At 74.3% G+C, this 21,925-nt stretch carries 21 protein-coding genes and 1 riboswitch; of the genes, 10 read left to right on the forward strand and 11 right to left on the reverse strand.

All coding sequences use genetic code 11. The annotated features are described in order from the left end of the window. Positions 1-122: 122 nt before the first annotated feature. The 3 genes from BLW63_RS00175 to BLW63_RS00185 all read right to left on the reverse strand — a co-directional run bounded on the left by BLW63_RS00175 (position 123) and on the right by BLW63_RS00185 (position 4,617). A complete protein-coding gene (locus BLW63_RS00175) occupies positions 123-770 on the reverse strand; it encodes a polysaccharide deacetylase family protein (RefSeq protein ID WP_091150244.1) in 648 nt (215 codons plus the stop codon). A gap of 273 nt (positions 771-1,043) precedes the next feature. After that, entirely contained in the window at positions 1,044-1,538 is a 495-nt protein-coding gene (locus BLW63_RS00180; RefSeq protein ID WP_139263435.1) for a transglycosylase SLT domain-containing protein, read from the reverse strand. Beyond that, a riboswitch (cyclic di-AMP (ydaO/yuaA leader) is annotated at positions 1,539-1,725 on the reverse strand. It abuts the gene before it with no gap. A gap of 696 nt (positions 1,726-2,421) precedes the next feature. Then, positions 2,422-4,617, reverse strand: coding sequence for an FUSC family protein (locus BLW63_RS00185; protein ID WP_139263436.1), 2,196 nt, complete (start codon positions 4,615-4,617; stop codon positions 2,422-2,424). A gap of 645 nt (positions 4,618-5,262) precedes the next feature. On the opposite strand from BLW63_RS00185, the gene BLW63_RS00190 reads away from it, so the two are divergent. Then, complete coding sequence (locus BLW63_RS00190) at positions 5,263-5,886, forward strand: hypothetical protein (protein WP_091150250.1); 624 nt, start codon at positions 5,263-5,265, stop codon at positions 5,884-5,886. A 745-nt stretch (positions 5,887-6,631) separates the two neighbouring features. Continuing rightward, entirely contained in the window at positions 6,632-6,964 is a 333-nt protein-coding gene (locus BLW63_RS00200) for a hypothetical protein (RefSeq protein WP_139263437.1), read from the forward strand. 186 nt (positions 6,965-7,150) lie between these two features. On the opposite strand, the gene BLW63_RS26520 is transcribed toward BLW63_RS00200, so the two are convergent. Beyond that, complete coding sequence (locus tag BLW63_RS26520; protein WP_170856561.1) at positions 7,151-7,744, reverse strand: universal stress protein; 594 nt, start codon at positions 7,742-7,744, stop codon at positions 7,151-7,153. Between the two features lie 121 nt (positions 7,745-7,865). Further along, the gene (locus BLW63_RS26525; RefSeq protein WP_170856562.1) at positions 7,866-8,255 is read right to left on the reverse strand and encodes a hypothetical protein; all 390 of its coding nucleotides are present in this window, start codon (positions 8,253-8,255) and stop codon (positions 7,866-7,868) included. A 122-nt stretch (positions 8,256-8,377) separates the two neighbouring features. On the opposite strand from BLW63_RS26525, the gene BLW63_RS00210 reads away from it, so the two are divergent. Further along, complete coding sequence (locus tag BLW63_RS00210; protein ID WP_091150254.1) at positions 8,378-9,607, forward strand: PucR family transcriptional regulator; 1,230 nt, start codon at positions 8,378-8,380, stop codon at positions 9,605-9,607. Between the two features lie 311 nt (positions 9,608-9,918). Here the strand turns inward: BLW63_RS00210 and BLW63_RS00215 are convergent, their stop codons facing one another. The 4 genes from BLW63_RS00215 to BLW63_RS00230 form a co-directional block, all read right to left on the reverse strand. Next, positions 9,919-10,191, reverse strand: coding sequence for a DUF7455 domain-containing protein (locus tag BLW63_RS00215; RefSeq protein WP_091150256.1), 273 nt, complete (start codon positions 10,189-10,191; stop codon positions 9,919-9,921). A gap of 320 nt (positions 10,192-10,511) precedes the next feature. Continuing rightward, positions 10,512-11,216, reverse strand: a complete 705-nt coding sequence (locus BLW63_RS00220; protein ID WP_091150258.1) for an RraA family protein — start codon at positions 11,214-11,216, stop codon at positions 10,512-10,514. Positions 11,217-11,391: 175 nt separating this feature from the next. After that, a complete protein-coding gene (locus BLW63_RS00225) occupies positions 11,392-12,300 on the reverse strand; it encodes a beta-keto acid cleavage family enzyme (protein WP_091150260.1) in 909 nt (302 codons plus the stop codon). Between the two features lie 7 nt (positions 12,301-12,307). Continuing rightward, positions 12,308-13,474: a DUF3500 domain-containing protein gene (locus BLW63_RS00230; protein WP_211516941.1), complete on the reverse strand. Its 1,167-nt coding sequence runs from the start codon at positions 13,472-13,474 to the stop codon at positions 12,308-12,310. Between the two features lie 139 nt (positions 13,475-13,613). Here BLW63_RS00230 and BLW63_RS00235 point away from each other — a divergent pair, with 139 nt between their 5' ends. From BLW63_RS00235 to BLW63_RS26535, 4 genes are all read left to right on the forward strand, one after another. Then, on the forward strand, positions 13,614-13,934 hold the full coding sequence (locus BLW63_RS00235) for a putative quinol monooxygenase (RefSeq protein WP_091150262.1): 321 nt from the start codon (positions 13,614-13,616) through the stop codon (positions 13,932-13,934). 141 nt (positions 13,935-14,075) lie between these two features. Then, positions 14,076-14,981 carry an SCO6745 family protein gene (locus tag BLW63_RS00240; protein WP_139263438.1) on the forward strand — a complete coding sequence of 302 codons (906 nt, stop codon included), beginning with the start codon at positions 14,076-14,078 and terminating at the stop codon, positions 14,979-14,981. Positions 14,982-15,523: 542 nt separating this feature from the next. Beyond that, positions 15,524-15,673 (forward strand): hypothetical protein, encoded by a 150-nt coding sequence (locus tag BLW63_RS26530; RefSeq protein WP_170856563.1) that lies wholly within the window; start codon positions 15,524-15,526, stop codon positions 15,671-15,673. A 159-nt stretch (positions 15,674-15,832) separates the two neighbouring features. Beyond that, entirely contained in the window at positions 15,833-16,000 is a 168-nt protein-coding gene (locus BLW63_RS26535) for a hypothetical protein (RefSeq protein WP_170856564.1), read from the forward strand. A 718-nt stretch (positions 16,001-16,718) separates the two neighbouring features. Here BLW63_RS26535 and BLW63_RS27645 read toward each other — a convergent pair. Then, a complete protein-coding gene (locus tag BLW63_RS27645) occupies positions 16,719-17,408 on the reverse strand; it encodes a DUF5994 family protein (RefSeq protein WP_244522253.1) in 690 nt (229 codons plus the stop codon). A gap of 315 nt (positions 17,409-17,723) precedes the next feature. Here BLW63_RS27645 and BLW63_RS00255 point away from each other — a divergent pair, with 315 nt between their 5' ends. After that, the gene (locus BLW63_RS00255) at positions 17,724-17,963 is read left to right on the forward strand and encodes a hypothetical protein (RefSeq protein WP_139263439.1); all 240 of its coding nucleotides are present in this window, start codon (positions 17,724-17,726) and stop codon (positions 17,961-17,963) included. Positions 17,964-18,370: 407 nt separating this feature from the next. Then, complete coding sequence (locus BLW63_RS00260; protein WP_244522254.1) at positions 18,371-19,231, forward strand: YihY/virulence factor BrkB family protein; 861 nt, start codon at positions 18,371-18,373, stop codon at positions 19,229-19,231. 273 nt (positions 19,232-19,504) lie between these two features. Here the strand turns inward: BLW63_RS00260 and BLW63_RS00265 are convergent, their stop codons facing one another. Further along, a complete protein-coding gene (locus BLW63_RS00265; protein ID WP_091150276.1) occupies positions 19,505-20,563 on the reverse strand; it encodes a site-specific integrase in 1,059 nt (352 codons plus the stop codon). Between the two features lie 104 nt (positions 20,564-20,667). Between BLW63_RS00265 and BLW63_RS00270 the strand changes: the two genes are divergently transcribed. Continuing rightward, the gene (locus BLW63_RS00270) at positions 20,668-21,852 is read left to right on the forward strand and encodes a hypothetical protein (RefSeq protein WP_091150278.1); all 1,185 of its coding nucleotides are present in this window, start codon (positions 20,668-20,670) and stop codon (positions 21,850-21,852) included. The last annotated feature ends 73 nt before the right edge of the window (positions 21,853-21,925 follow it).

A 21,925-nucleotide genomic window follows, 5' to 3' on the forward strand; every position in this document is an offset into this window, starting at 1 on the left:
GGCACCGCCTGGTCCGGCTGTCGCAGCCGCCGATGGTGGCCGCGGCAGCCGTCGCATGTCGTCCCGCGGCATCGATGCGACGTGGCTCGCTCGACGATCCTGGCTCCGACTCGATCCTGACCTCACTGCGTGCAGTAGCCCGCCGCGGCCAGCCCGTCCAAGATCATGGGCAGCGCTGCGGGGGTGTTCTGCCCCGTGCCATCGTGCAGGAGCACGATGCTCCCCGGCCGCACGCCCTGTAACACCCGATCCCGGATCGTCGTCGCCGGCAGATCCGCCCAGTCGCGGGGGTCGACTGTCCACAGCACCATCGACTTCAGGCCGACGTCCTGGGCCGCCGCCTCCACAAGGCCGTTGGTGGCCCCGTACGGCGGGCGCCACTCGCTGGGAGTGTTCCCCGTAACCTGCTCGATGACCTCGTTGGTGCGCCGCAGCTGGGCTGTCATCTGCGCCCGGTCGAGCGTGGTGAGCTCCGGGTGGCTCCACGTGTGATTCCCGATCCTGTGTCCCTCCGCGCTGACGCGACGCACGACGTCGGGTAGGGCAGCGGTCATCTCACCGGTGACGAAGAATGTCGCCTCCACTCCCCGGTTCGCCAGCGTGTCCAGGATGTCCGGTGTGGCGGTTCTGTGCGGCCCATCGTCGAAGGTGAGCCGGACGTGGCCGGCTGCACACGGCTGCGGTGCTGCCACCGCCTGCGCGGGCGGGGCGATCAGCGCCAGCAGCAGTGCGCCGATGGCAGGCACGGTCCAGCGCTTTAATGCGGACATGGTGACGTGCCTCCGATGATCTCGTCATTTTGCACGCCCGCGAGCCAACGACCGGCTGGCTCAGCGAAACACGCCTTGGTACTGCAACGGCGCTTGCCTCCGGTACGACCTGATCGCATGATCCGGGATGCAACACGCCCCTGAAAACGAGATAACGGGCCGGGGGATGCGGGGCCAGCAGCGCCGTAACACGCTGGAAGCTGCGAGACCGCCAGCACTCACATGCGAAGAGCGGTTGCAGTACTGATTCGCTCGGGAGCCCCGTCCGTCAGATCAGCCGAGTCGGCCGACCGCGGCGCGAGCCTCGTCCAGGTAGTTCTCGTACCGGCCGTTGGTGTAGGCCACCCACGGTTTCCAGTTGGCGCCACCGGAGGAGATCCGATACGCGGCGTTGGCGTTGCACTGGGCGTCGTAGGCACAGCTCTTGGAGACCGAGGGGTGCCAGCAGCTGTTGATCTGCCACAGACCACGGTCGGTCGAGCCGTTCGGACAGCCCTTCGTCGGGCCGTTGGAGAGGTACGCGTCCGGACGGCAGGACGACTCGCCCATGCCCACCGCGACCGCGGTGACGAGCCGATCGCCGCTGAAGCCGGCCCGCGAAGCGACCTTCGCACACAGGTCTGCTGCTGCACTGGACGAGGCATCGGCGGCTGCCATCGCCGGGGCCGGTACCACGAGGGCGACGAGCGCCACGATCACCACGATGCCCAGACGGGTGGGCCGGAGCGCACGAACGAGACAACGCGTGCCGAAGATGCGCTGGTGCATGGGATCCCCCAAGCACGCCTGCGGGATGAGCTGTCGGGTTCGGGCGGGAGGACTGCCCTGCCGCGGCGGTCACGGCTTCACCCCGAGGGCCGTTTAATGCGGCCCGAAGGTCCTGCGATCTCCCGTTCCTGCCCTCGAATGAGTGAAGGTCGGCCCGGCCAGCGGCAGGATTCGGCGTGTGCTGCCAGACCGTCCCGCGAACGCGGGCGACCTGAACGTAGGCTGTGACCTACATCACAGCAAGTTGAGCCTTCGACCTCATCGGTAGGCATCTCTGCCGTCGCGCGATGTTGACGGAGGGTCCGAGGCCCTGGTTCCGGGCCGCCGACGAGTGGACGCCATTCACGCAGTACCGGGGGTGGTCCCGGTGTCGTGAGCCTTGAGACCGACCAATTCTTGGACGCGGTGACTATATCGTGGTGAGAGGCCGCTTCGTCGGCAGAAAGGCGAAGGTCGCACTCTCGACGCTCCATGCGCTCACGTCCAGCGCATGTCCGGCGGCTCAGCCACCCATGTCGCGAACTACGTCGATTGGAGCGTGTGATGCACGCTTCGAACGAGGGCAACTGACGCGAGGTGTGCGCCAAGCCCTGACGACCTCCTGCACGGTTAGGGCGCGCCTCCTCATGCCTACGACTCCGCGATACCCATGTCGTGGGCGATATCGGCGATCGACCTCTCTCGCCGGCGGGCCGGCCCTACCGCCCTACGGCGGAACTCCGGCGGCTTGGCTGCAGGCATCCAGGACTCCTCCCCGGGGCGATCCTCGCCTCAGAACAGATGTCCGCGAGACCGGGTCAGGCTCCACCTCCTCCTGCGCGTCGTTGATCCAGGTCGCCGGGTCGGACAGTTCATCCCACCCGAGTCGTGAGGGGCCGCACCGTCAGCGCGGCGAGCCGGCCGCCGGGGGCCGGCCGAGGATCCGGACGGCATGCGGCCGGCGTGGCGCCCGTGGCGGGTGCCTCCTGGCCGGCGGGGGCAGGCTGAGAGCCCGGCCGACACCGGCCAGGTCATCAGCCATCGTCAGCAACCAACCCCAGGTGTCGAGCATCCGCAGCGCGTCGTCCGGGGCTGCGGCGAGCGCGTCGCGGGGCACCGGGTCCACCCGTACCACCGGACGAGCGGTGGGCACCCGGCCGACCCCGACGGCGGCTGCGGCCTCGCGGTAGCCGGCGGCGACGTCCGCGGCCGCGGTCCGCAGCTGCGCGGCCAGGCGTGGCCAGGGCGGCGGCGCGGCGGCGGGGTAGCGGGACCGTAGGGTCCGGGAGTAGTCGTCGATGCGGTGCACCACACCCAGCACGGCCAGCCAGTCCACCCGCGGGCCCGGCCGGGTCGGTTCCGACCGGTACTGCGCGTAGGTCTGGTCGAGCAGTGCGGCCAGTCGGCCGAGCGGGGTCCGGTGCGCCGGTCCCGCCCCGGTCAGCTGGTCGACGACCGCCACCACCTCCGCCGCACCCGCCCGCAGGCTCTCCCCCGCCGCCCGGGTCAGCTCCCCGTTGCCGCCGCGCGGCCACACCGCGGCGCCGATGAGGATGCCGACGAGGCCGCCGACGAAGACGTCCTCGAGGCGGACCTCGGCGAGGCGCCAGTCCGTCGGACCGACCTGGGCGAACAGCAGGGCGACGACGACGGTGAACCCGGCCTGCCCCGCCGCCACCCCGAAGAGGGGTCCCGCCGCCAGGCCCACCACCATCAGCGCCGGCAACGCCCAGGCATAGATCACGACGTCCCCCCCGACGAGGAAGAGCACCGCCCCGCTGACGAGTGCGCCGACGGCGGTGCCGGCGACGGCCCGGACGAGCACCGAGCGACCGGCGACCGCGCTGGTCCGCATGAGGCTCAGCGTGGCCAGCAGCACCCAGAAGCCGTGGGAGAGGTCGAGGACCCCGACGACGCTGCGGGCCACGGCGAGGCCGAGCGCCAGCCGCACGGCGTTCTGCAGGTACACCGACCGCGGCGTCAGGTGCGTGCACAGCCGCTGCCACCACAGCCGGCCGGTGGAGGCAGTGAGGAACCAGAGCTCCTCCGGGACGTCCGCCGGGGCGGGTGCACCGACGGCGCCGCGGACGGTCAGCACCAGGCTGCGGGCGGCCTCCGCGACGGCGACGGCGCTGACGCCGGCCCGCAGGGTCGACGGCTCGGCGCCGTCCAGCAGCTGGTCCCTGCGTCGCTCGCGATGGGCGGCGAGCGCGGCCACGATCCGGTCGGTCGACGGCGGGGGCCCGGATCCGAGCAGGGCCTCCCGCGACTCGGCCAGGGCGCCTCCCACGGCGTCCAGCAGCTGCGCCGTCGCGGCGGACGTGTGCTGCCCACCGGCGGGCCCTGCGTCGGCGAGCGCGCCCAGGCGGCCCGTGATCACCCGGACCGCCGCCGCGGCCCGGATCAGGCACCGGTCCCGGACGCCGGGCCCGAGCGGCCGCTCGGCGATCGGCACCGTGCTCAACCGCAAGCTCTCCGCGGCGTCCGCGGCGGCGGCCCGCAGCGCAGCGGATCCCCCGTCCCCGCCGCCGCCCAGCTCGCGGCCCAGCACCTGCGCGTAGGCCGCCACCCGCCCGGCGGCGTCGGCCACGCGGACCGCCGGGTCCGCCGGCGCCGGGGCCGGCCACAGCACCCGGTCGGCGACGGCGAGGAGCGTGATGCCCAGTCCGACCCCGAGCAGCCGCTGGTCCAGGGTGTCGGGCGCGTACGGCGGGAAGCACGGCAGCACGTAGAACAGCTGCAACCCGTTCACGACGCCGGCCACGCGCGGCCCGCCGACGCCGGCGTAGGCGACCACCAGCCCCACGGCCAGCATGCCCAGGACCGCCGTCCAGGTGCTCATCGCGAGCAGCGTGCCGAGGGTCACCAGCACACCGGCGACCACGAGGCTCCCGGCGTAGGTCCGGGTCCGCTCGGCCGGCTGTCCCGTGACGTCGGAGAGGCCGCCCAGTGCGACTGCCGCGAACAAGGCGTAGACGGCGGTGATCGGATCGTCGACCAGGTACCGGCAGGTGTAGAACGCGACGCAGGCGGCCACGGTCACCCGGCCGGCCCGCCGGACGGCGGCCAGCGAAGGGTCGCGTCGCCGCAGCCAGGCCACGGCCCGCGCAGCTCCTCCCACCGCCGACTCGGCGGCGGGGCCGGAGCCGGTCACCGCGTTCACGGCGAGGCGCCGCCGGTGCCCTGCCGTTCCTCGGCGACCCCGGCCCGGCCCGGTGCGACCATCGCGATCTGCATGCCCGGCACCCCCGTCGAAGAAGGGACCCGACGCTCCGCGGCGACGACCGGCAGGTCCGCGAACGGGCGATGCCGTGCCGCCGGGCCCGGCGAGGTCCGGACCGTACGCGCGGCCCGCCCTCCCCGACAACGGGTCACCGACCGGCGGGCGCCGCCGACGGCGAGCCCTCGCCCGGTGGTGTCCGCCGGTAGCGGCTTCGCGGAGCGGACCGCGCCTGACGGTCTGGCGGCACGAGGCCTGGCGCCGGTGGCAGCAATCGCGCATCTGCTTCCCGTCCGGACCCGGCTCCGCTGGGATGTCCTGGTAGACGGGTGGACCGCGATCCCGGCGGAGTACCCGGCCGCGACCGCTGCCGGCCCCGCGAGCCGTGACCGCGAGTACCACGACTGGACGGAGGTGGGAGGCCATGGTCACCGTCCTGCCGACCGGGGGACGGACGGCGAGTCGCCCGGACTCCGGGCCTCGGTCCTCGCGCCCGCTCGCCGAAGTCGCTCGTGGTGTCGTCCGGTGAACGCTCGGAAGCAGACCTCGGGCACCTCCGGCGGTGCGGACCTCCCTCAGGTCCGCCGAGACGTGGACCGGGCGGCGCTCCTGGGCACGGCCCTGGCTGCGGTCGTAGCGCTCAGCTTCAGCGGCGAGGGCGCGTGGGACTGGCTGGGCGCAACGGCCGGGATCGCACTGCTCGCGGTGCTGGCGGCGTTCTTCCGCCTGCCTGCGGGCGGGGGCCTCGCACCGGGGCTCCGGGGCGAGCTCGCGGCTTTCTCGGCAGTAGCCGCGCTCGCGGCCACACTCGTCATCGCACCCCTCCTGCAGGCCGTCCTGGCCGCGACGACCGACGCCGGGCGTACGTGCCACGCCAGCGCGGCGGTAGCGGCCGGCGCGCTCCAGGGCGATGGATCCCTGCGGCGCGGCGCCGAGCTGGCCGTCTCCAGAGGAGATGCCGGTGTAACGACCGCGACGGACGCCCTGTCGCGCGCCGCTGCGAACGAGCGGCGCACGGTCATGGGTGACTGCATCGGTGCGGTGACCTCAGGCTGGCTGTGGGCGCCGGCCGCAGGCATGGCCGCGGTCGGCTACGCATCTGCGTGGTGGCTGGTGCGGCGACGGCATGCCCGCGCGCCTCACGACTGAGGTCGCCCCTGCAGGGATCCGCGGGTGTCCAGACAGGCCCGAGCCCGGGGATCGCGCCCCGGCTGTCGATGCCCGGGCAGGTGGGCCTCCGGTCAGGGCCGTTCCTCCCGGATCTCCTACCCAATCCCCCTGAAGTCCCCGGAGCTCGCCGCAGGAGAGGCTGGTGACGCCGCCGGCCTCAGCCCCGGTCTCGCCTGCCCACCGTGGGCGATGATCAAGGCCCCTCGGACACAGTCTGATGGACACCTCGGACCGCTCGCAATCACGAGCGCAGCGCGACCAGTCCGAACTCCTCGGCCGCCCAGAGGCCGCTCGTCGAAGGCGGGGACCGGGCGGTTGCATCCTGAGCGGCCAGCAGCACGCAGCAGTCGAGGAGTACCGGTCAGCCCGGCGGGGTCAGTACCGCGTCGTCCACTCCCTCCACGACGAGGAAGTGCTCGTCCGCGTCGTCCGTCCCTCGCACCGCGCCGACGTCTACCGCTGACCTCCCTCGCCGCCGAGGGACGGCTCGCGGAGTGAGCCGTCCCCCACACAGCGGGTCGCCCCCGGGACACCGAGGTGGACCCCACGGCTCACCGTGGGGTTCCGGCCGCTGCCCGCCGTTCGGCCGGGGCAGTTCCCTCGCTCGGGCACGGTCCAGCGGTAGCCGAGACCGTGGAGGCCACCCCCGGTCGGTCCGCCCCGCCCGGACGGAGAGGTGCGATATGAGCTGTGCGGGGACGGAGCGCGCTGCGAGGCTCTCGGCATGCCGCCCAGCACCGTGGGTCCACCGTTCGATCGGTTCCTGGCCACCGCCGAGGCAGTCGCCCAGGCACGTCCCGAGGTGGATCTCGAGATGGCTCGTGAGGTGTTCCTCGAGGTGGCCACCCTGCTCCACAACGGCCTCGCCCTGGACGGCCTGGACGACCACGACGCTGCAGCCGTCGTCGCCGGGCTGTGCGTCGATCTCGTCGCTGCGGATCCCGGCGCCGCGATACGCGCGCGTGCCCGGGCGACGTCGGGAAGTCCTGGAGACCTGCACGACCCGGACGGTGCGTCGGCGGCCTACCTGATGGCTGCTGCGATCCTCCAGCTCTGATCGTCGGACCTCGTGCGCTGCGGGAATGGCGGCACCGCCCGCTCGTGCCACAGACAGCACATGACGCTCCCGCGGCCGTCGCCGTCTTCCCGTTCCGCCGGCACCGTGCGGGCCGGTCACGCTGCGACTCGGGGGGCAAGCCGCGGCCGGAGCGGCACGGGGGGCGCGGCCCGATGAGGGTCCAGGTCAGCCCCCACACGGGAACGGGTGGACCGCCGCGATCCGCCGCCGTGATCGGCGGGGGCGACCGACGCGGCCGCGCCGACCCGTGTCAGGAGCGCGGGACTCGACGGTTCGCTCCCCGGCCCGGGCCGGCCGGACCACCGCCACGGGGCACGGGGCGTAGGTGGTGCAGCGCAGGCCGACCGACCCCAGGAGGAGGCTCGACCAGCCGGTGCGTCCGCGCGACCCGACCACGAGCAGGTCGGCCGCGTCGGCCACCTCGGTCAGGACGTCCCGGTCGACGCCCTCGACGGTCTCCGCCCGGACCTGGACGCCGGGGAGCCCGTCGCGCCACGCGTTCTGCACGCTCTCCCGGAGGGTGTCGTCGGCCTGTTCCCGCAGCGTGGTGGCCGACCGCGCCCACGGAGCACCGCCGTAGCCGGACACCGTGTCCAACCAGGCGTGCACCACGTGCAGCTCGCCGCCGCGCAGCCGGGCCTCCGCCGCGGCGAAGCGCAGGGCCGCGACCGAGCCGGCCGAGCCATCGACCCCGACCACCACCCGGCTGGCGGCGCCCTGCCACAGCACGGCGCCGTGCGTGGCGTCGTCGTCGCGCACGAAGACCACCGGCCCCCGGGCGTACTGGGCACACTGCTGGCTGACCGAACCTCCTCGAGAGCCCAGGCCAGGGCGGTGCGCGCGCCGGCCGAACCGTCCAGTCCGACCACGACCTCGTTGGTCACCGCCATCGGTCAGTCGGTGTTCCACGTGCCCCGAGGGGTCGGTTCCCGGGTTCGTCGGCACGCCGGCGCCCGGTCCGGTCCTCACCGCCGTACGGCGAGGTGTCCCGTGCACCTCCCCCACCCAGGTGCGGCCAGCTGCGTCCCAGCGCCCATCCGAACGCGGTAGCGAGGCCGACGGCCAGGCCGGGCACCAGCGCACCGAGGAGGAGCAGCACGACGGTGATCCGGACGCCGATGACCACCGCGACCTGCAGCACCGCCCGGTCGCGCGGCGCCCGTCCGGTGCAGCTCCGTGCGGGTGGCGCGACCCGCGACGGCTCCTCGACCTCCTCCGTCCAGAACCGCTGGACGTCGTCCCATACCCGCTGCTTCTGAGCGCTGAGCACTGCCCACCTCCCGCACTGTCCCCCGACCTTGCCGCGGGGCGGCGGCTCGGCACCAGAGGCTCCGTCGGCCGGATGAGGCAAGCTGTCCTTGCCGATCGTCGGCAACGACGTGAGGAGGGGACATGACCCGCGGTCAGCCCGGCCCGCGATCCGGCCGACCGGGGACACCGACGGCCTCGGACGACTGGCTGGCCTCGGTCGCGGCCTCGGCGGCGGCCGCCTGCCAGGCGCCGGCGGACCTGCTCGGCGGATACCTGCCGCTGCTGGCCGACGCCGCGATCAACGGCCGCCGCCCGGACGCGTGGGAACTCGACGCCGTCCGCGAGCTCGGACGGCACGCGGCCGCGCAGGGGGTCGGCGCCCGCCGCGCAGTGGACCTCTACCTGTCCGCCGCGTGGCGGTTGTGGCGGCAGCTGCCCGTGGTCGTCCGCTCGTCCGATCCGGAGAAGGTGCGCCGCGCCGCCGAGGCGGTGCTGCGGGTGCTCGACGACGCCATCGGCGTGCTGGTCGACGGCCACCAGACCGAACGGCGGGAGATGATCCGCCACGAGGAGGCGCAGCGGGCCGCGTTCGTCGACGACCTGCTGCGCGGTGACGCCGACGTCTCCCGACTGGTGGAGCGCGCCGAGCCGTTCGGCATCGACCTGGGCAAGGCCCACCACGTCGCGCTGGTCGCACCGCGCGACGGCGAGGGCGCGGCCGATCGTGCGGCGATCCCGCTGGAGCGTGCGGTGGTCGAGCGCTTCGGGGACCGGGAGGTGCTGGTGGCCTCGAAGGACGGCCGCGTGGTCGTCGTCGTCCCGGGTGGATCCGCCCCGGCCTTCGCCCTCCCGGACGGCGTCGACGTGGGCACGGTGGTCCAGCAGGAACTGCGCCGGCGGAAGCTCGCCGGCCGCTGGCTCGTGGCGGCCGGACGCGCCTTCCCGGGCGCCTACGGCGTCGCCCGCTCCTACGAGGAGGCCCTCGAGGCCCTGACCTTCGCCGACCGGCTCGGCCTCGACACCGACGTCGTCCACGCTCGCGACCTGCTCGTCTACCGGGTGCTGGGCCGCGACCAGGCGGCGATCGTCGACCTGGTCCGCGACGTGCTCACACCCCTGAGCCAGGTGCGCGGCGGCGCGGAGGTGCTGCTGGAGACCCTGCGGGACTACTTCGACGCCGGAGAGGTCGCGACCGAGGCCGCCCGCCGCCTGCACGTCTCGGTCCGCACGGTCACCTACCGCCTCGCCCGCGTCGCCCAACTGACCGGATACCGCGTCTCCCGGCCCGACCAGCGGTTCTCGCTGCACGCGGCCGTGCTGGGCGCACGGCTCCTCGACTGGCCCGCGACGCCGCTACCCCCCGAACCGTGACCGACGCCGGCGTCGGGGAGGGTCGATCGGAGCGGGCCACGCCGGCGAGGTGGTCGGCTGACCCCGCGCACCGCGTAGAGGTTGGTTGCCGGGTGTCGGCAGCCGTGTCCCGGGCGGGATGACCGGCCGAGACCATGGGCCGCGGCGCGAACCGGGGCCACGCCCGGGGCACGACCCGGCTTCCCCACCGTCCCGCCCCGGCCGGGTGGTGCGGTGGTCGGGCCCCGGAGCCGGTCGATCCGCCGGCCACCTCAAGCCAGGCGGTCGTCCCCTGGGTCGTGAACGCGTCAGCGTCGGCCGGGAACACCGGGCTAGGTGGTGATGGTGCCGCTCCCGTCGCGGACGGTCACACCGGCAGCGGCGAGGGCCGCCTCGTGCTCCCGGCCGTGGTGGGCGCAGAAGACCAGGTCGTTGCCGCTGGGCAGCGCGGCGCGGACGAAGCCCTGCCCGCCGCAGGCGCCACGGCCGGTCCTGCCGTTCGAGCCGCCGACGACGGCGGGTGCGTCGCAGCGGTCGGCGAGCGCCAAGGGGGCGACGGGGGACGCCGCGAAGGCGACGTCTCCGTCCACGATGGCGGTGGACACGTGACTCCTCCGGTCGGCTCCCGATCGGTTCGGGTCATCGGTGGCCGGTGACACCGGCTCACGGTGCTCGCGGGAGACCGGCGGGCGATCACTCGACGACGGTCGCGACCCGGAGTGCGGGATCCTCTGCATGGGCAGCGAGAACGGTTCGGCGTCGTCTCCGCGCTCACGCCCACTCCCGGCTGTCGCGCTGGGCAGCAGCGCCTTGCCGCCCGGCTCCGGCCCCGGCTCACTCCTCGAGCAGCGCCGCGATCGGTCCGCGGCCTCGCCTCAGACGGGGCGGACCGGTGGTCGACGGTGAGGGTGGTCGCGGTGCGTCCTCACGGGAGGTGCGTCGCAGCTGCGTTGCGCCGCTCGGCGATGACGGCGTCCGCCCCGGTCGCCGCCGCGATGCTCACGCCGTCCGCCACGGCCTGCCGCCATGCGACCTCCCGCTGCTCGACCGTGCGGGCCATGGCGATCACGGTGTCGAGGTGTTCCCGCGGGACGACCACGACGCCGCTGGCGTCCCCGCGGACCACGTCACCGGGGTGCACCACGACCCCACCGACCTGCACCGGCACGTTGATGGCCCCCGGCCCCTCGTTGGACCCGGTCGCGGGATGCGTACCGCGGGCGAACGTCGGGAGGCCGACCTCGTCGATCCCCTCGACGTCGCGCACCGCCCCGTCCACGACGACGCCGACGACGCCTCCCCTGACGAGGGCTCCCGAGATGATGTCGCCGAGGACGGCGGCGTCCGCCCTGCCACCACCGTCGACGGCGACGACGTCCCCGGGCCGGGTCACGTCGGGCATCTTGAGCACGAAGAGGATGTCCCCTGGCTTGGTCCAGACCGTGACCGCGGGCCCGCAGAACTCCGCTCCCCCGGCGATCCGGCCGATCCCGGGCCCGACCACGCCCACCGGCCCGCCGCAGTCGGCGATCTGGGTGGTGGCGAACCCCGCCAGGGCCGCGACCACCTCAGCCGGCGGGCGCTCGATCGCCTCGACCACCGTCCACTGCTGCGCGTGCCCCCTGCTCATGCCGCGGCCTCCGACTGCGCGGTGGCGATGGTCGTCATCCTCGGTGCGCCCCTCTCGTCAGGCCGCGCGGCGCCCCGGACGTCGCCGCGCTCACGGCTGACGGCCGGCAGTCGAACGACCGACCCCGGCCGCGGAGCGGGTCCCGGGCCCCGGGACGCCGCGCGGACCGCCCGGCTCACCGACGGGTCCGCGCCGGCGGCAGCAGATCGCTGCCGACCGTGGCTCGGCGGATCTGCGCGGCGGTGGCGAGCGGCCGGCCCGCCTGCTGCACGGCGCGGGCGGCCTCGGCGACCATCTCCGCGTTCGACGAGGCGCAGCCGAGAGGTGCATCCTCCAGCCCGACCCGCAGGTGGCCGCCGCGCGCCACGGCGACGTCCCAGAGCCCGTCGAGCTCAACGCCGAGACCGGCGACCATCCAGGCCGCCCCGGGGTCCGAGTCGTCGAGCAGGCGCAGGCAGCTGTCCAGCGCCCACCCGGTGGGCGGCAGGCCGAAGGCGAACGCCGTCGAGAACATGAACCGGTAGACCGGGCTCGGCGAGCCGGGGACGGCGGCACGCAGTGCTGCCCCAGTGCGCAGGAAGCCCGGCTCGTAGACGGCGTAGCTGGGCACCAGGCCGTGCTCGCCGCACAGCTCCAGTCCGGCCCGCACGTCCGAGGCCGAGTTGGCGTACAGGAAGCCGTCCTCGCCCTCGCGCAACTCGGCGAAGGTCGCCAGCGTGACCGACCCGGGGTCCACGACGCTCCACTCGATCAGGCCGGCCCGGCCCAGCCGCTCCACCACCTCGTAGCGCGCCCGGGCCTCGACCGGCCCCTGTGACGGGCGCGCGCCCATCGGCACGGTGGGGTAGCAGATGACGTCGCGGCGGCCGCGGATCGCCTCGAAGACCGGTGCGTAGAGGTCGTACGCCTCGCGCGGACGGCCGGAGCCCTCGTCGTAGGCGTGCAGGTGGACGATCGCCGCCCCGGCGTCCGCGCAGGCGACCGCCTGCTCGACGATCTCCGCCCGGGTCACCGGGATCCCGGGCTGCCGCTGCCGGGTCCACGGACCGTTCAGCGCCGCCTCCAGCCACACCCCCTCGGCCATGGCCGGGTCAGCCGTGGTGGGTGGCGCGGTGCCGGGCGAGCACGTCGAGACCGAAGTCGGAGCCGGGATCGCGCCACACGGAGTGCGCGTGGTTGGCGCCGCGCTGCGTGTTGTCCCACTCGACCAGCAGGCGCGGTCCCTGCACGCGGTAGTAGTGCGGCGCGCCGGGGGTCGTCGGACCGGCCCAGGCGACGTGGACGGCGTCGAGCGCGGCCTCGTCGTCGTAGCGACGCACCGGGGACACCTCGGGCGGCACGCGCTCGAGGTAGGTCCCCAGGAGTGCCCGCAGCATCCCGCGCTGCTCGGCGTCCAGCTCGGACGCCGGCACGCCCCGCGGCTCGGCGGTGTGCTCGAGGGCCGCGTGGTCGGCGTCCTCGTAGCCGGCTGCCTCGTCGATCGCATCGCTCAGCGCCTGCAGCTTGGCCTGCTCGTCGGCGTCCGGGAACCGCTCGTCCCGCCAGATGCCGGCGAGCGGGACGACCCTGTTCCCCGGGGACACGACGGTGCGGTTGGCGGTGACCAGGTCCGAGGGCGCCTTCGGCAGCAGCACGGCACGGGCCGCGAGCTCCGGTGGCAGCGAGCGGACCAGGTCCCGCGCGAGGTCCTCGACCCGGGCCAGCGGCCGGTTGACCGCACCGCCGAGCAACGGCGCCGTCGCGGGGTCGGCACCGAGGAAGCACGGCGTCGACGACACGAGCGCGCCGTCCACCACCAGGTTGTTCAGCGAGACGTGGTGCCCGCCGAACCGCCATCCCCACACCCCGCTGCCGCCCGGCTCGCCGAAGACGCGCAGGTAGTACAGGCCGGGGTCGCGGCCGCGTTCCCGGTCGAACCGGGTGACGAAGCCCTCGACCTGGTCGAGCACGTTCTCCAGGCCGATGATCGTCGCCACCGTGACGTAGCCGGGTGTGGACAGCCCCGTGGCGACGAGCCGCATCGCCGCCTGCTGCTGGGCCGGCTGCTGCGCATGGAAGGTCAGGCCGCCGTGGTCGGTGGGGGTGTAGAACCAGCGCCGGCGCTCGTCGTCCGACGGGTCGTCCCCCGGAGCCGCTCCGACGGCGATCCGTCGCTGCTCGCCGTCCAGGCCGTCCAACCAGGCGCCCGCTGCCTCGGCCATCCGGGAGGCCACGTCATGAGCGGGGACGCCGCCGGCTCCGCTCGCAGCAGCAGTCACGGCCGCAATGTAGCCCCGGGGTCCGCCCGCCCGCCCAGCAGCGGTGCTGCTCCGGCCGACCTGCGGCGTCGGCGTCCCGGCCCTAACGTCGACCGCCTCCCGTCCCACCGGCGGCAGCCGGCTCCCTCGGAGGTCACCCGTGCCCACTCCCACCGACGACCGGCGCGACCTGCTCACCGTCATCGCCTACATGCGTGCGGCCCCTGGCAAGCGGGACGAGCTGCACGCGGCACTGGAGGCGCTGATCGAGCCCACCAGCCAGGAGGAGGGGTACGTCAACTACGACCTGCACCAGAGCACCGAGGACCCCGACCGGTTCTTCTTCTACGAGAACTGGGAGTCCGGCACCCACCTGGACGCCCACCTCGACGCGCCGCACCTGCGCGACTTCGCCGCGCGGATCCCCGAGCTGCTCGATGACAGCGGCCTGTCGGTCCACCGCGTGCGCCGCGTCGCCTGAGGCCGGCGACGAGCCGCAGCCCGGCGCCGGCAGCGCCTGGTCGACGATCCGTGCGGCTGCGCTGGCCGCCAGGTCCTCCCCCGGGCGACGAGCGGCGCTGAGCGGATGGTCGCGCCCGGCCGGACGGGGCACCATCCCGGCGTGGACTTCGCCCAGGCGCAGCAGGTCTTCCTCGCTCCCCCCGACGCCGAACGCCCTGCTGCCGGGGTTCCGGACACCCCCGGCCGCAGGCTGCGCGACGCCGCGGAGCCGATCGCGACCATCAGCATCTGGGGCCGGCAGCTCAACGAGCGGCTGTCCGCCCTGGGGCTGGACTTCCTCACCGGCTACGTCTGGGCGCGAGCCGCGCCGATGGGCGAGCCCGCCGCTCCGGTGGTAGTCGCGGCCTTCGGTGTCTTCGAGCCCGGGCTCGTCACCGGGCTCTACGAGCAGGCGCGCAGCACGGCCACCCGCGCCGACGTGCTGGCCGCACGGGAACAGGGGGCGGTCGAGTCGCTGCGCGCACTCCTCCCGGACGCCGACGTGACGGACGCGGTCGCCGCGCTGCGCCGCGGCACCGACGTCGCCGTGCAGCACCTGGTCGGCCGCCCGCTCTTCGCCGGCCTCGTGTCGCTGCCCTGGCCGGACGACCCCCTCGGCCAGCTCTGGCACGCCGCGGTGATGCTGCGCGAGTACCGGGGCGACGTCCACCAGGCCGCCAACGTCGCCGCGGACCTCACCGGCGTGCAGATGAACCTGATGACCGAGTACTGGGTCGGCTGGGCGCACACCGAGTACGCGGGCACCCGCGGCTGGTCGGAGGAGGCGATGGCCGAGGCGGACGCCGACCTGGTGCGGCGCGGGCTGGTCGCCCACGGGGCGCTCACCGAACAGGGCCGGCGACTGCGCGACGGCATCGAGCAGCAGACCGAGGCCGCACTCGCGCCGGTCCTGGAGGCGATCGGCCCCGAGCTGCCCACGCTCACCCGGCAGCTCGACGAGTGGTCGGCGGCGATCGTCACCGGCGGCGCGGCCCCGCCCGACGTCTACAAGCGGATCAGCGGCTGATCCGCGCGACACCCCGCACCGCCAAGCAAGAGCACGTCCGCGTGGTCCCCGGGGCGGACGCCGCGCCGTTCCCCGCCGAGGTGGAGGCGCCCGCCGGCCGGCGGCCGGGACCGGGCTCGCGTTCTTGACGGAGACGAGGCTCGCCCGCCTCCTCGAACGGCTGCCGGCCGCCGCCGAGGCGTCCCTGGCGGCGGGCGATCTGGAGCCGGCCCGTGCCACGGCCGAGGAGGTGCGCGCCGTCCACCCCCACAACCGGCGCCCCGCATCTGTACACCGGGGACTTGCGGACCGCAGGTGGCAAACGGGCCTCGGAGCCCGGTGCTGCTGTCCCCGACCCCTCTCTACAGGCTCCCGGCCACCTCGGCGTTCCTTCCGCGGACCTCCTGGAGAGGGCTCCGAGCCATCGAGAACTTGCTTCCGCGTTCCTTCCCGCGAGAACACCGACGCTGAGCCCGCCGCGGCGCTCGACAGGCGCACGAGGCCCATGGGTGGCGTAGCGTCCGGGCACGGAGCCGCTCAGGGTCCCGATCAGGGAGCAGGCAATGGCCGACAAGTCTCCTCGACAGTCGATGTCGAAGAAGTCCGGCAAGTCGATCAAGGAAAAGCGTGTCGAGCGCAAAACCAAGGCCGGCACCACCTCCCAGGACGCCACATCTCAGATGAAGCGGCTGACACGGGACGGGAAGCACTGACGCCTGCCGGCTCCTGGGCCTGCGAACCGCCGCAGGCGTAGCCCGTCTGACGACCCGCCGTGCCTCTCCCTGCCGGTGCGGTCCGCGCACAGTGCCGCCCCGACGGGTCACCGCATCCCGGCGGCCGCGTCCACCAACCGACCCCGAGAGGCCCGCGACATGAGCACCCAGTCGCAGTATCCCGACTCCCGCACCGAGCCCCAGGCCGCGCGAGGGTGGATTGCTGACACCGTCGCCGAGGGGGACGCGGAAGAACGAGCCGACATCGAGGAGGACCGGCGTAGGCAGCGCGACCTCGACGACACGGAGCTGGGCGGAGAGGCCTGACCGTCGCATCCCGGTCGCCGGGCCCGAGATGCCGTCGAGCCCCCTGTCGTCCTGCCGGAGGACCTGCCGGGTCAATTCAGCAGGACATGGAGCAATGGGGTGACCGCGGCCCTCGGGCCCCGAATTCCCTGTCGGCTACAGTGCACCATGGCAGAGGTACGACATACATACTGTGACCAGTGTGGACACAAATCAGGCTTCACGAGGTTCTGTCCCCACTGTGGCACGACGGGGACGGACCGTCCATATACCCCGAGTGCGCTACGACCCGGTTACTGCCCCGGCTGCGGTGAACAATATTCGACTGTGACGTCGAAGTACTGCTCGGTGTGTGGCGTGCCGCGCTCGGCAAATCTCCCGGACAATGCAGAACCTCACTGCTGCAGTTGCGGAAGGCAGATAGCAACTGCCTCATCCGAGTACTGCTCCCACTGTGGGGGCAAGGTGCTCCATCGGTGACGGTCCCTCACTGCGTCCGTGGTCCAGCCCCCTGGCGGGGTCGGGAGTTCCCAGGGCTGCCGCGCACCGGGTAGCGGACGCAGCTGGTGCGTGCGACCGCTCGTGGCCGGCGTCGTGCCCGAGCCCTGCCTGACGACGGACCGGACCGGACCGGTGGTCCCTCGTCGAGGGACCTGTTGGCCGTCGCCAGTGCCGGAGGAGTGGTGGCAGAAGGCAAGGCGTCCCGGCGCCGTGGTCGGGTGGCGTCGTTGGGCCGGCGTCAGCGGTACAGGTGGCCGCTCCCGGAGTGCCCGGTCGCGGTGTCCTCGGTGTCGGGCTGGTCGGCGGAGACCCGTGACGGTGGCATCGGCGGACCGGCGGCGCTGAGCGTGTCGAGCAGCTCGGTGGGTGCCTGCCGGTTGGCCCGGTCGGTGGCCGCCGAGAAGGCGTGCCCTGCGGCGGCCGCCGTCGTGTCCGGGGGTACCACGAGGAGGTCCAGCCGGCCGCGGCTCGGGTCACCGGTCATGTTCAGCAGCTGCCGGTCGAGGTTGCGAAACCAGCCGAGGCGGATGGTCCGGCCGTCCGCGTGCAGCCGCCGCGGCCCGGGCTCCCAGGCGTCGGGGTTGAAAGCCACGCGCGTGATCCTGATCCCCCGACGATGCAGCTCCTCGACCAGCGCAGACAACTCCTGGGTCAGGTCCCGCGTTCGCGGCCACCACGCGCCGTCCAACCTGGTACGTGCGGCTGGTGGGTCGATGAGAGCGAGGCGGATCGAGCCCCCTCGGCGCCGTCGGCCGGAGCGAGTGCTGGCCGAGGCGCTGCGTTCTCGACGCCCGCCGAGGGGATCCGCGGTCGGCGGGTGACTCGAATGGTCGTCACGACCGGACCACTGCGAGTCGAGGAGACGTCCGTGTGCTGGTGAGTCCCATCGAAGGGGACCGCCGATCTCCCTCCGGCAGCGGAGGGGCATGACGCCGAACCGGCATCACTGGTCAACCTACGCTCATCGGGACCCCCGCGACCGGCCGAGCCGCCGTCCGTCCGCCCGCCGCGGGCGTGAGGACCCTCCCGGGGCGGACGGATGGTCCGCGGTGATGCGGCGCGTCGCGCTGCGGCGGATCGTCGAGGCCCGGCACGGTGCTCGCCACCGCCGCCGGACCAGCGAGCGGCTGCGGAGGCTCCGCGAACCGGGCGCAGCCGGATCGGGCGGCGCACGGTGCCGGCAGAGGGAGTGCTCCGCCGGTCGGGTGGCTCATCCGGATCCGCGAGTGATGTGCTGAGGGACATGGCACAGGTGCTGAGGATGGCCGGGACGGACCTCGTGTGGGAGCTGGACGACTCCGTCGACCTCGCGAGTCGCGCCGAGGAGATCGCGACCGCCCGCGCGAGCAATCAGTTCGTGACGCTCATGGCGCGGCTGCCGGGCCAGACCGGGTTCGCCTACCTGACCCTGGCACCCGGACAGCTCGCCTGGTGGTCACTCGGCGAGGAGAGCGACCCGAGCGCGATGGGGTGGGGCCCGTGAGTTCCTGAGGGTCCGGACGTCGGCTCGACGAGGACCCTGACGAGGCCGCCACAGCACGACGGGTCCGGGAGGTGGCGCACGACCTGACGCCGGGTCCCGAAAGCGCCCCGCGGGACGTGGCCGCGCATGCCGCCCGGCGCGGCCGGGGCACGCTGACCATCGCGGCACCCGGGTCTGCGCTGCCCCGCAGCCCGCCCGCCCTCGTGCCACTTCCTCCGCGACCGGACAGCGGAGTTTGCGGCCCGTCCCGGCCGCAGGTGAGATGGGCCATGACCTGGGCTCGGGACGACGGGCACCCTCCGCGGACAGCAGACCGAGGAGACGGTCCACAGGCGAGCGACGCGGACTCGCCCCGCAAGATCACCGCCTCGGGCTGGCGCCGCATCCTCCGGCGCGTCGCGGGACACGTGCTGAGCGACCGCCTCATGGTGCAGAGCGCGGGCGTGGCCTTCTTCGCCGTCTTGTCGATCGCCCCGGTGCTGGTGACGGCGATATCGGTCTACGGGGCCGTCAACACGCCGGAGCAGGCGCTCGAGCAGCTGTCGAGCGTGGCGGGGGTGCTCCCCGCCGACCTCCAGTCGGTGGTGGCCGACCAGCTCACGACGATCACGGCCGCCTCCACCCAGGTGCTCACGTGGCGCGGCCTCACCGGCCTCGTGGTGGCTCTGTGGACGGCGGCGACCGCCATGACCTACCTCATCGACGGGTTGACCCTCGCCTACCACGAGACCGAGACCCGAGGGTTCCTGCGTCGCAGTGGACTCGCGCTCGTGTTCGTGCTGGGCGGGGCCCTCCTCCTGGGCGCCGTGATCGCCGCGGCCGGCGCGGTCTCCCGGGCGCTGGCCGAGGTCTCCGGACCGATCCGCGTCGTCCTGCCCGTGTCGTCCTGGGCGGCACTCGCCGTCCTCGTGACCGCGGTGCTCGCCGTCCTGTACCGGTACGCGCCCGACCGGAAGGAGGCCCGCTGGCGGTGGATCACCGGAGGCTCGGCCATCGCGACGCTGCTCTGGTTGGCCACGACGGCGGGGCTCTTCGCCTACGTCGATCGCCTCGGCAGCTACCAGTCGACGTACGGGTCCCTCGCCGGGGTGGCGATCAGCATGTTCTGGTTGTGGACGACGGTCTTCCTGGTCATCGTGGGCGCGGCTGTCAATGCCGAGACGGAGCGTCAGACGGCCCGTGACTCGACGGTCGGGCCCGACCAGCCGCTGGGTGAGCGGGGGGCGGTCGTGGCGGACACCGCGCCACCCTTCCCGGGCGAGGGATGACGCACCGGCCACCGCAGACCCGGAGGCCCGAGCACCTGAGCCGTGTCCTCCAGACGGACACAGGTCGGCGATGCTGCCGGGAGGGCACTCGAGCACCACGGCCCGGTGACACCCGGGGCGACGGTGGCGGACCTCCCTGGCATGCGTGCGGAGCCCGTTCCCCCGTGGCGGGGCACTGCAGTGGTCCCCCACCACGGTCAGGGCGGTCAGCAGGCGAGGCATCGGCTCGAACGCAGCCGCCCTCAGTCCTGTGGCGGGCTCGACCGGGTCCGCTCACAGACCGAGCCGAGCGGATGCCGGATCCGCCCAGCGGCTGCTGGAGTCGTATCCCCGCATGGTGGTCATCGAGGCCCACCTGCCCGTCCGGGCCAGTTCACGCTCGCTGACGCCGGCCCGGTACCCCTCGGTCGCGAACGACCGACGCAGGCTGTGCGGGCTCAGACCCTCGAGCGGGACGCCGGCACGCTCGGCGGCACGACGCAGGACGAGCCGCACCGACGACCGGGCCATCCGCGTCCGGCCGATCCGGGGCCGAGCGCCCCGCCCGACGCTGCGGAACAGCGGCCCCGAGCCGCCGAGGTCTGCCGCATCGACCCACGCCCGCAGCGCGCGGACCGGGCACGTCCGCGCCCGCACCCCAGGCGCCAGGGCCAGCACCTCACCGGCGCCCTCCTGGTCGGTCTTCGACCACCGGATGGTGACGTCCAGGCCGCCGTGCCCCGACGGGCTCAGGTCGCTCACGTCCAACCCGCAGACCTCCGAGGCCCGGAGACCCAGGGCGAAGGAGGTGAGGATGAGGGCCCGATCACGCAGGCCGGCGACCCCGGCCGGGAGGTCCTCGACCAGCGCACGGATCGTCTGGGTGTCGAGCGCCCGAGCCTTCTTCGGACGCCGGCCGTCACGGGCCGCGGTCCGCCGGACACCCCGGAGGACCTCCCGCGTGCCGGGGTGCTCGGACGGACTCGGGTATCCGGCCTCGCGGTGCGCGTGCCCGATGCCGGACAGGCGGCGGGCGATCGTGCGAGGGCTCGCCCCCGCGTCCCCGAGCGCCGCCAGATAGGTCGCCACCGCGGCGTCGGCCGCGGGCAGCGGGGCGAAGCCGCGCTGCTGTGCCCAGGCGGACCATGCGCGGAAATCCGCGTCGTAGGCCTTCCGGGTCGACTCGGTCTTCGCCGCGGTGAGGTAGCGCCCCACCGCCTCCACGTCCCCGGGGAGCACCAGGCCACCCTCGGCGGCGCCGATGACGGGCGTCCCCGGTCCGGCCTGGGTGGGCGCGGCCCCCACGGCCACGAGCTCGTCGACCGGATCGCCACCGTCTCCATAGAACTCCATAACAGTTGATTATGGAGCGTTACGGGCCCGGCTGGCGATCGCAGCGCTCGTTCGTTCGTCTGTTGCCTTTGTCGTGACAGACGGACGGGCGCAGACTGGGCGCCATGACCGAGGGCACGACGACCTGCGCCTATCCGGACTGCGACCGGCCCGTGGCCCCGCCCCCGACGACCGGGGGGCGCTCGTCGTACTGCTCCCGCCCGGACCACAACCGGACGACCGCCTTCGCCGCCCGCCGGGCGGAGGCGGCCGGGCGCGTACCCGCCGCGCCGGAGACGCCCGTCGCCCGTCAGTCGGGAGCACCGACCGCTGAGACGCTGACCGAGGTCGCCGACCGGCTCCGCCAGACCCTGGCGGCCATCGAGGAGCAGGTGGGCCGAGCCCGCGAAGCACTGACCGGGGCCGCCGACGCGGAGCTGCTGGAGGTGGAGCGGGCGGCCGTGCGCACCGACGCACGTCGGGAGATCGCCGAGGCCGACCAGCGCGCGTCCCGGGCCGACCGGCTGCGCGCTGTCGCCGAGAAGGCGACGCGGGACGCGCTCGAGGTCGCGGCGAGGGCCGAGGCTGACGCAGCCGGCGCCCGGGACGAGGCCGCCACGGCCCGGGACCGGGCAGCCACCGCCCGGGAGGCCGCCGATGCTGCGCAGGCTGCCGCGGAGCAGGCGCGCGCCGACGCGGACGCTGCCGGAGCGGCCGCAGCCCAGGCGGAGGCGGGACGACGGGACGCCGACGGACGACGCGACGCGGCCGTGCACGACGCCGAGTCGGCCCGCAGCGAGACGGCACGGGCAGCGGAAGCACGGGACCGCGCGCTCGCGGACGCCGCGTCGGCACAGGAGCGGGCGACGTCCGCGGAGGCGGCGCGCGACCGGGCGCTGGAGGCCGAACGCGCGGCCCGTGCGGAGACCGAACGCGTACGAGCAGACGCGGCGCGGGCGGTCAGCCGCGCAGAGCAGGCGGAGGCGGCCGCCCGGCTGGAGGTCACGGCCGCGGAGGGCCGCGTCCAGGCGGCGGCGACCCGAGCCGATGCCGCGACGGAGCGGGCGAGAGTGCACGAGGCCCGCGCCGAGCGCGCCGAGCGCCGTGCCGAGGAGAGTCGACGGGACCGCCTGCGAGCGGAAGAGGCGCGGGACCGAGCAGTTGCCGACGCGGCAGCGGCCCGGGCTCGACCGGCGACAGCACCCCGCACGCCCGGAGCGGAGAGCGCAGGAGTCGAGGCAGCGGAGCCGCTCCCCCCGCAGGGACCGTCGACCGGAGCCCCGCCCCCAGCGTCGGGCACGGTCGACTGAGGCCCAGGAGCGTTCCTGGGCCGCGGCGTCGCAGCCCGTCGTCGGCGGGGCGGCCACCCCCCGGCGGACGACT

Origin of the sequence: Geodermatophilus africanus (assembly GCF_900107105.1) — a bacterium.
Lineage (GTDB): Bacteria > Actinomycetota > Actinomycetes > Mycobacteriales > Geodermatophilaceae > Geodermatophilus > Geodermatophilus africanus.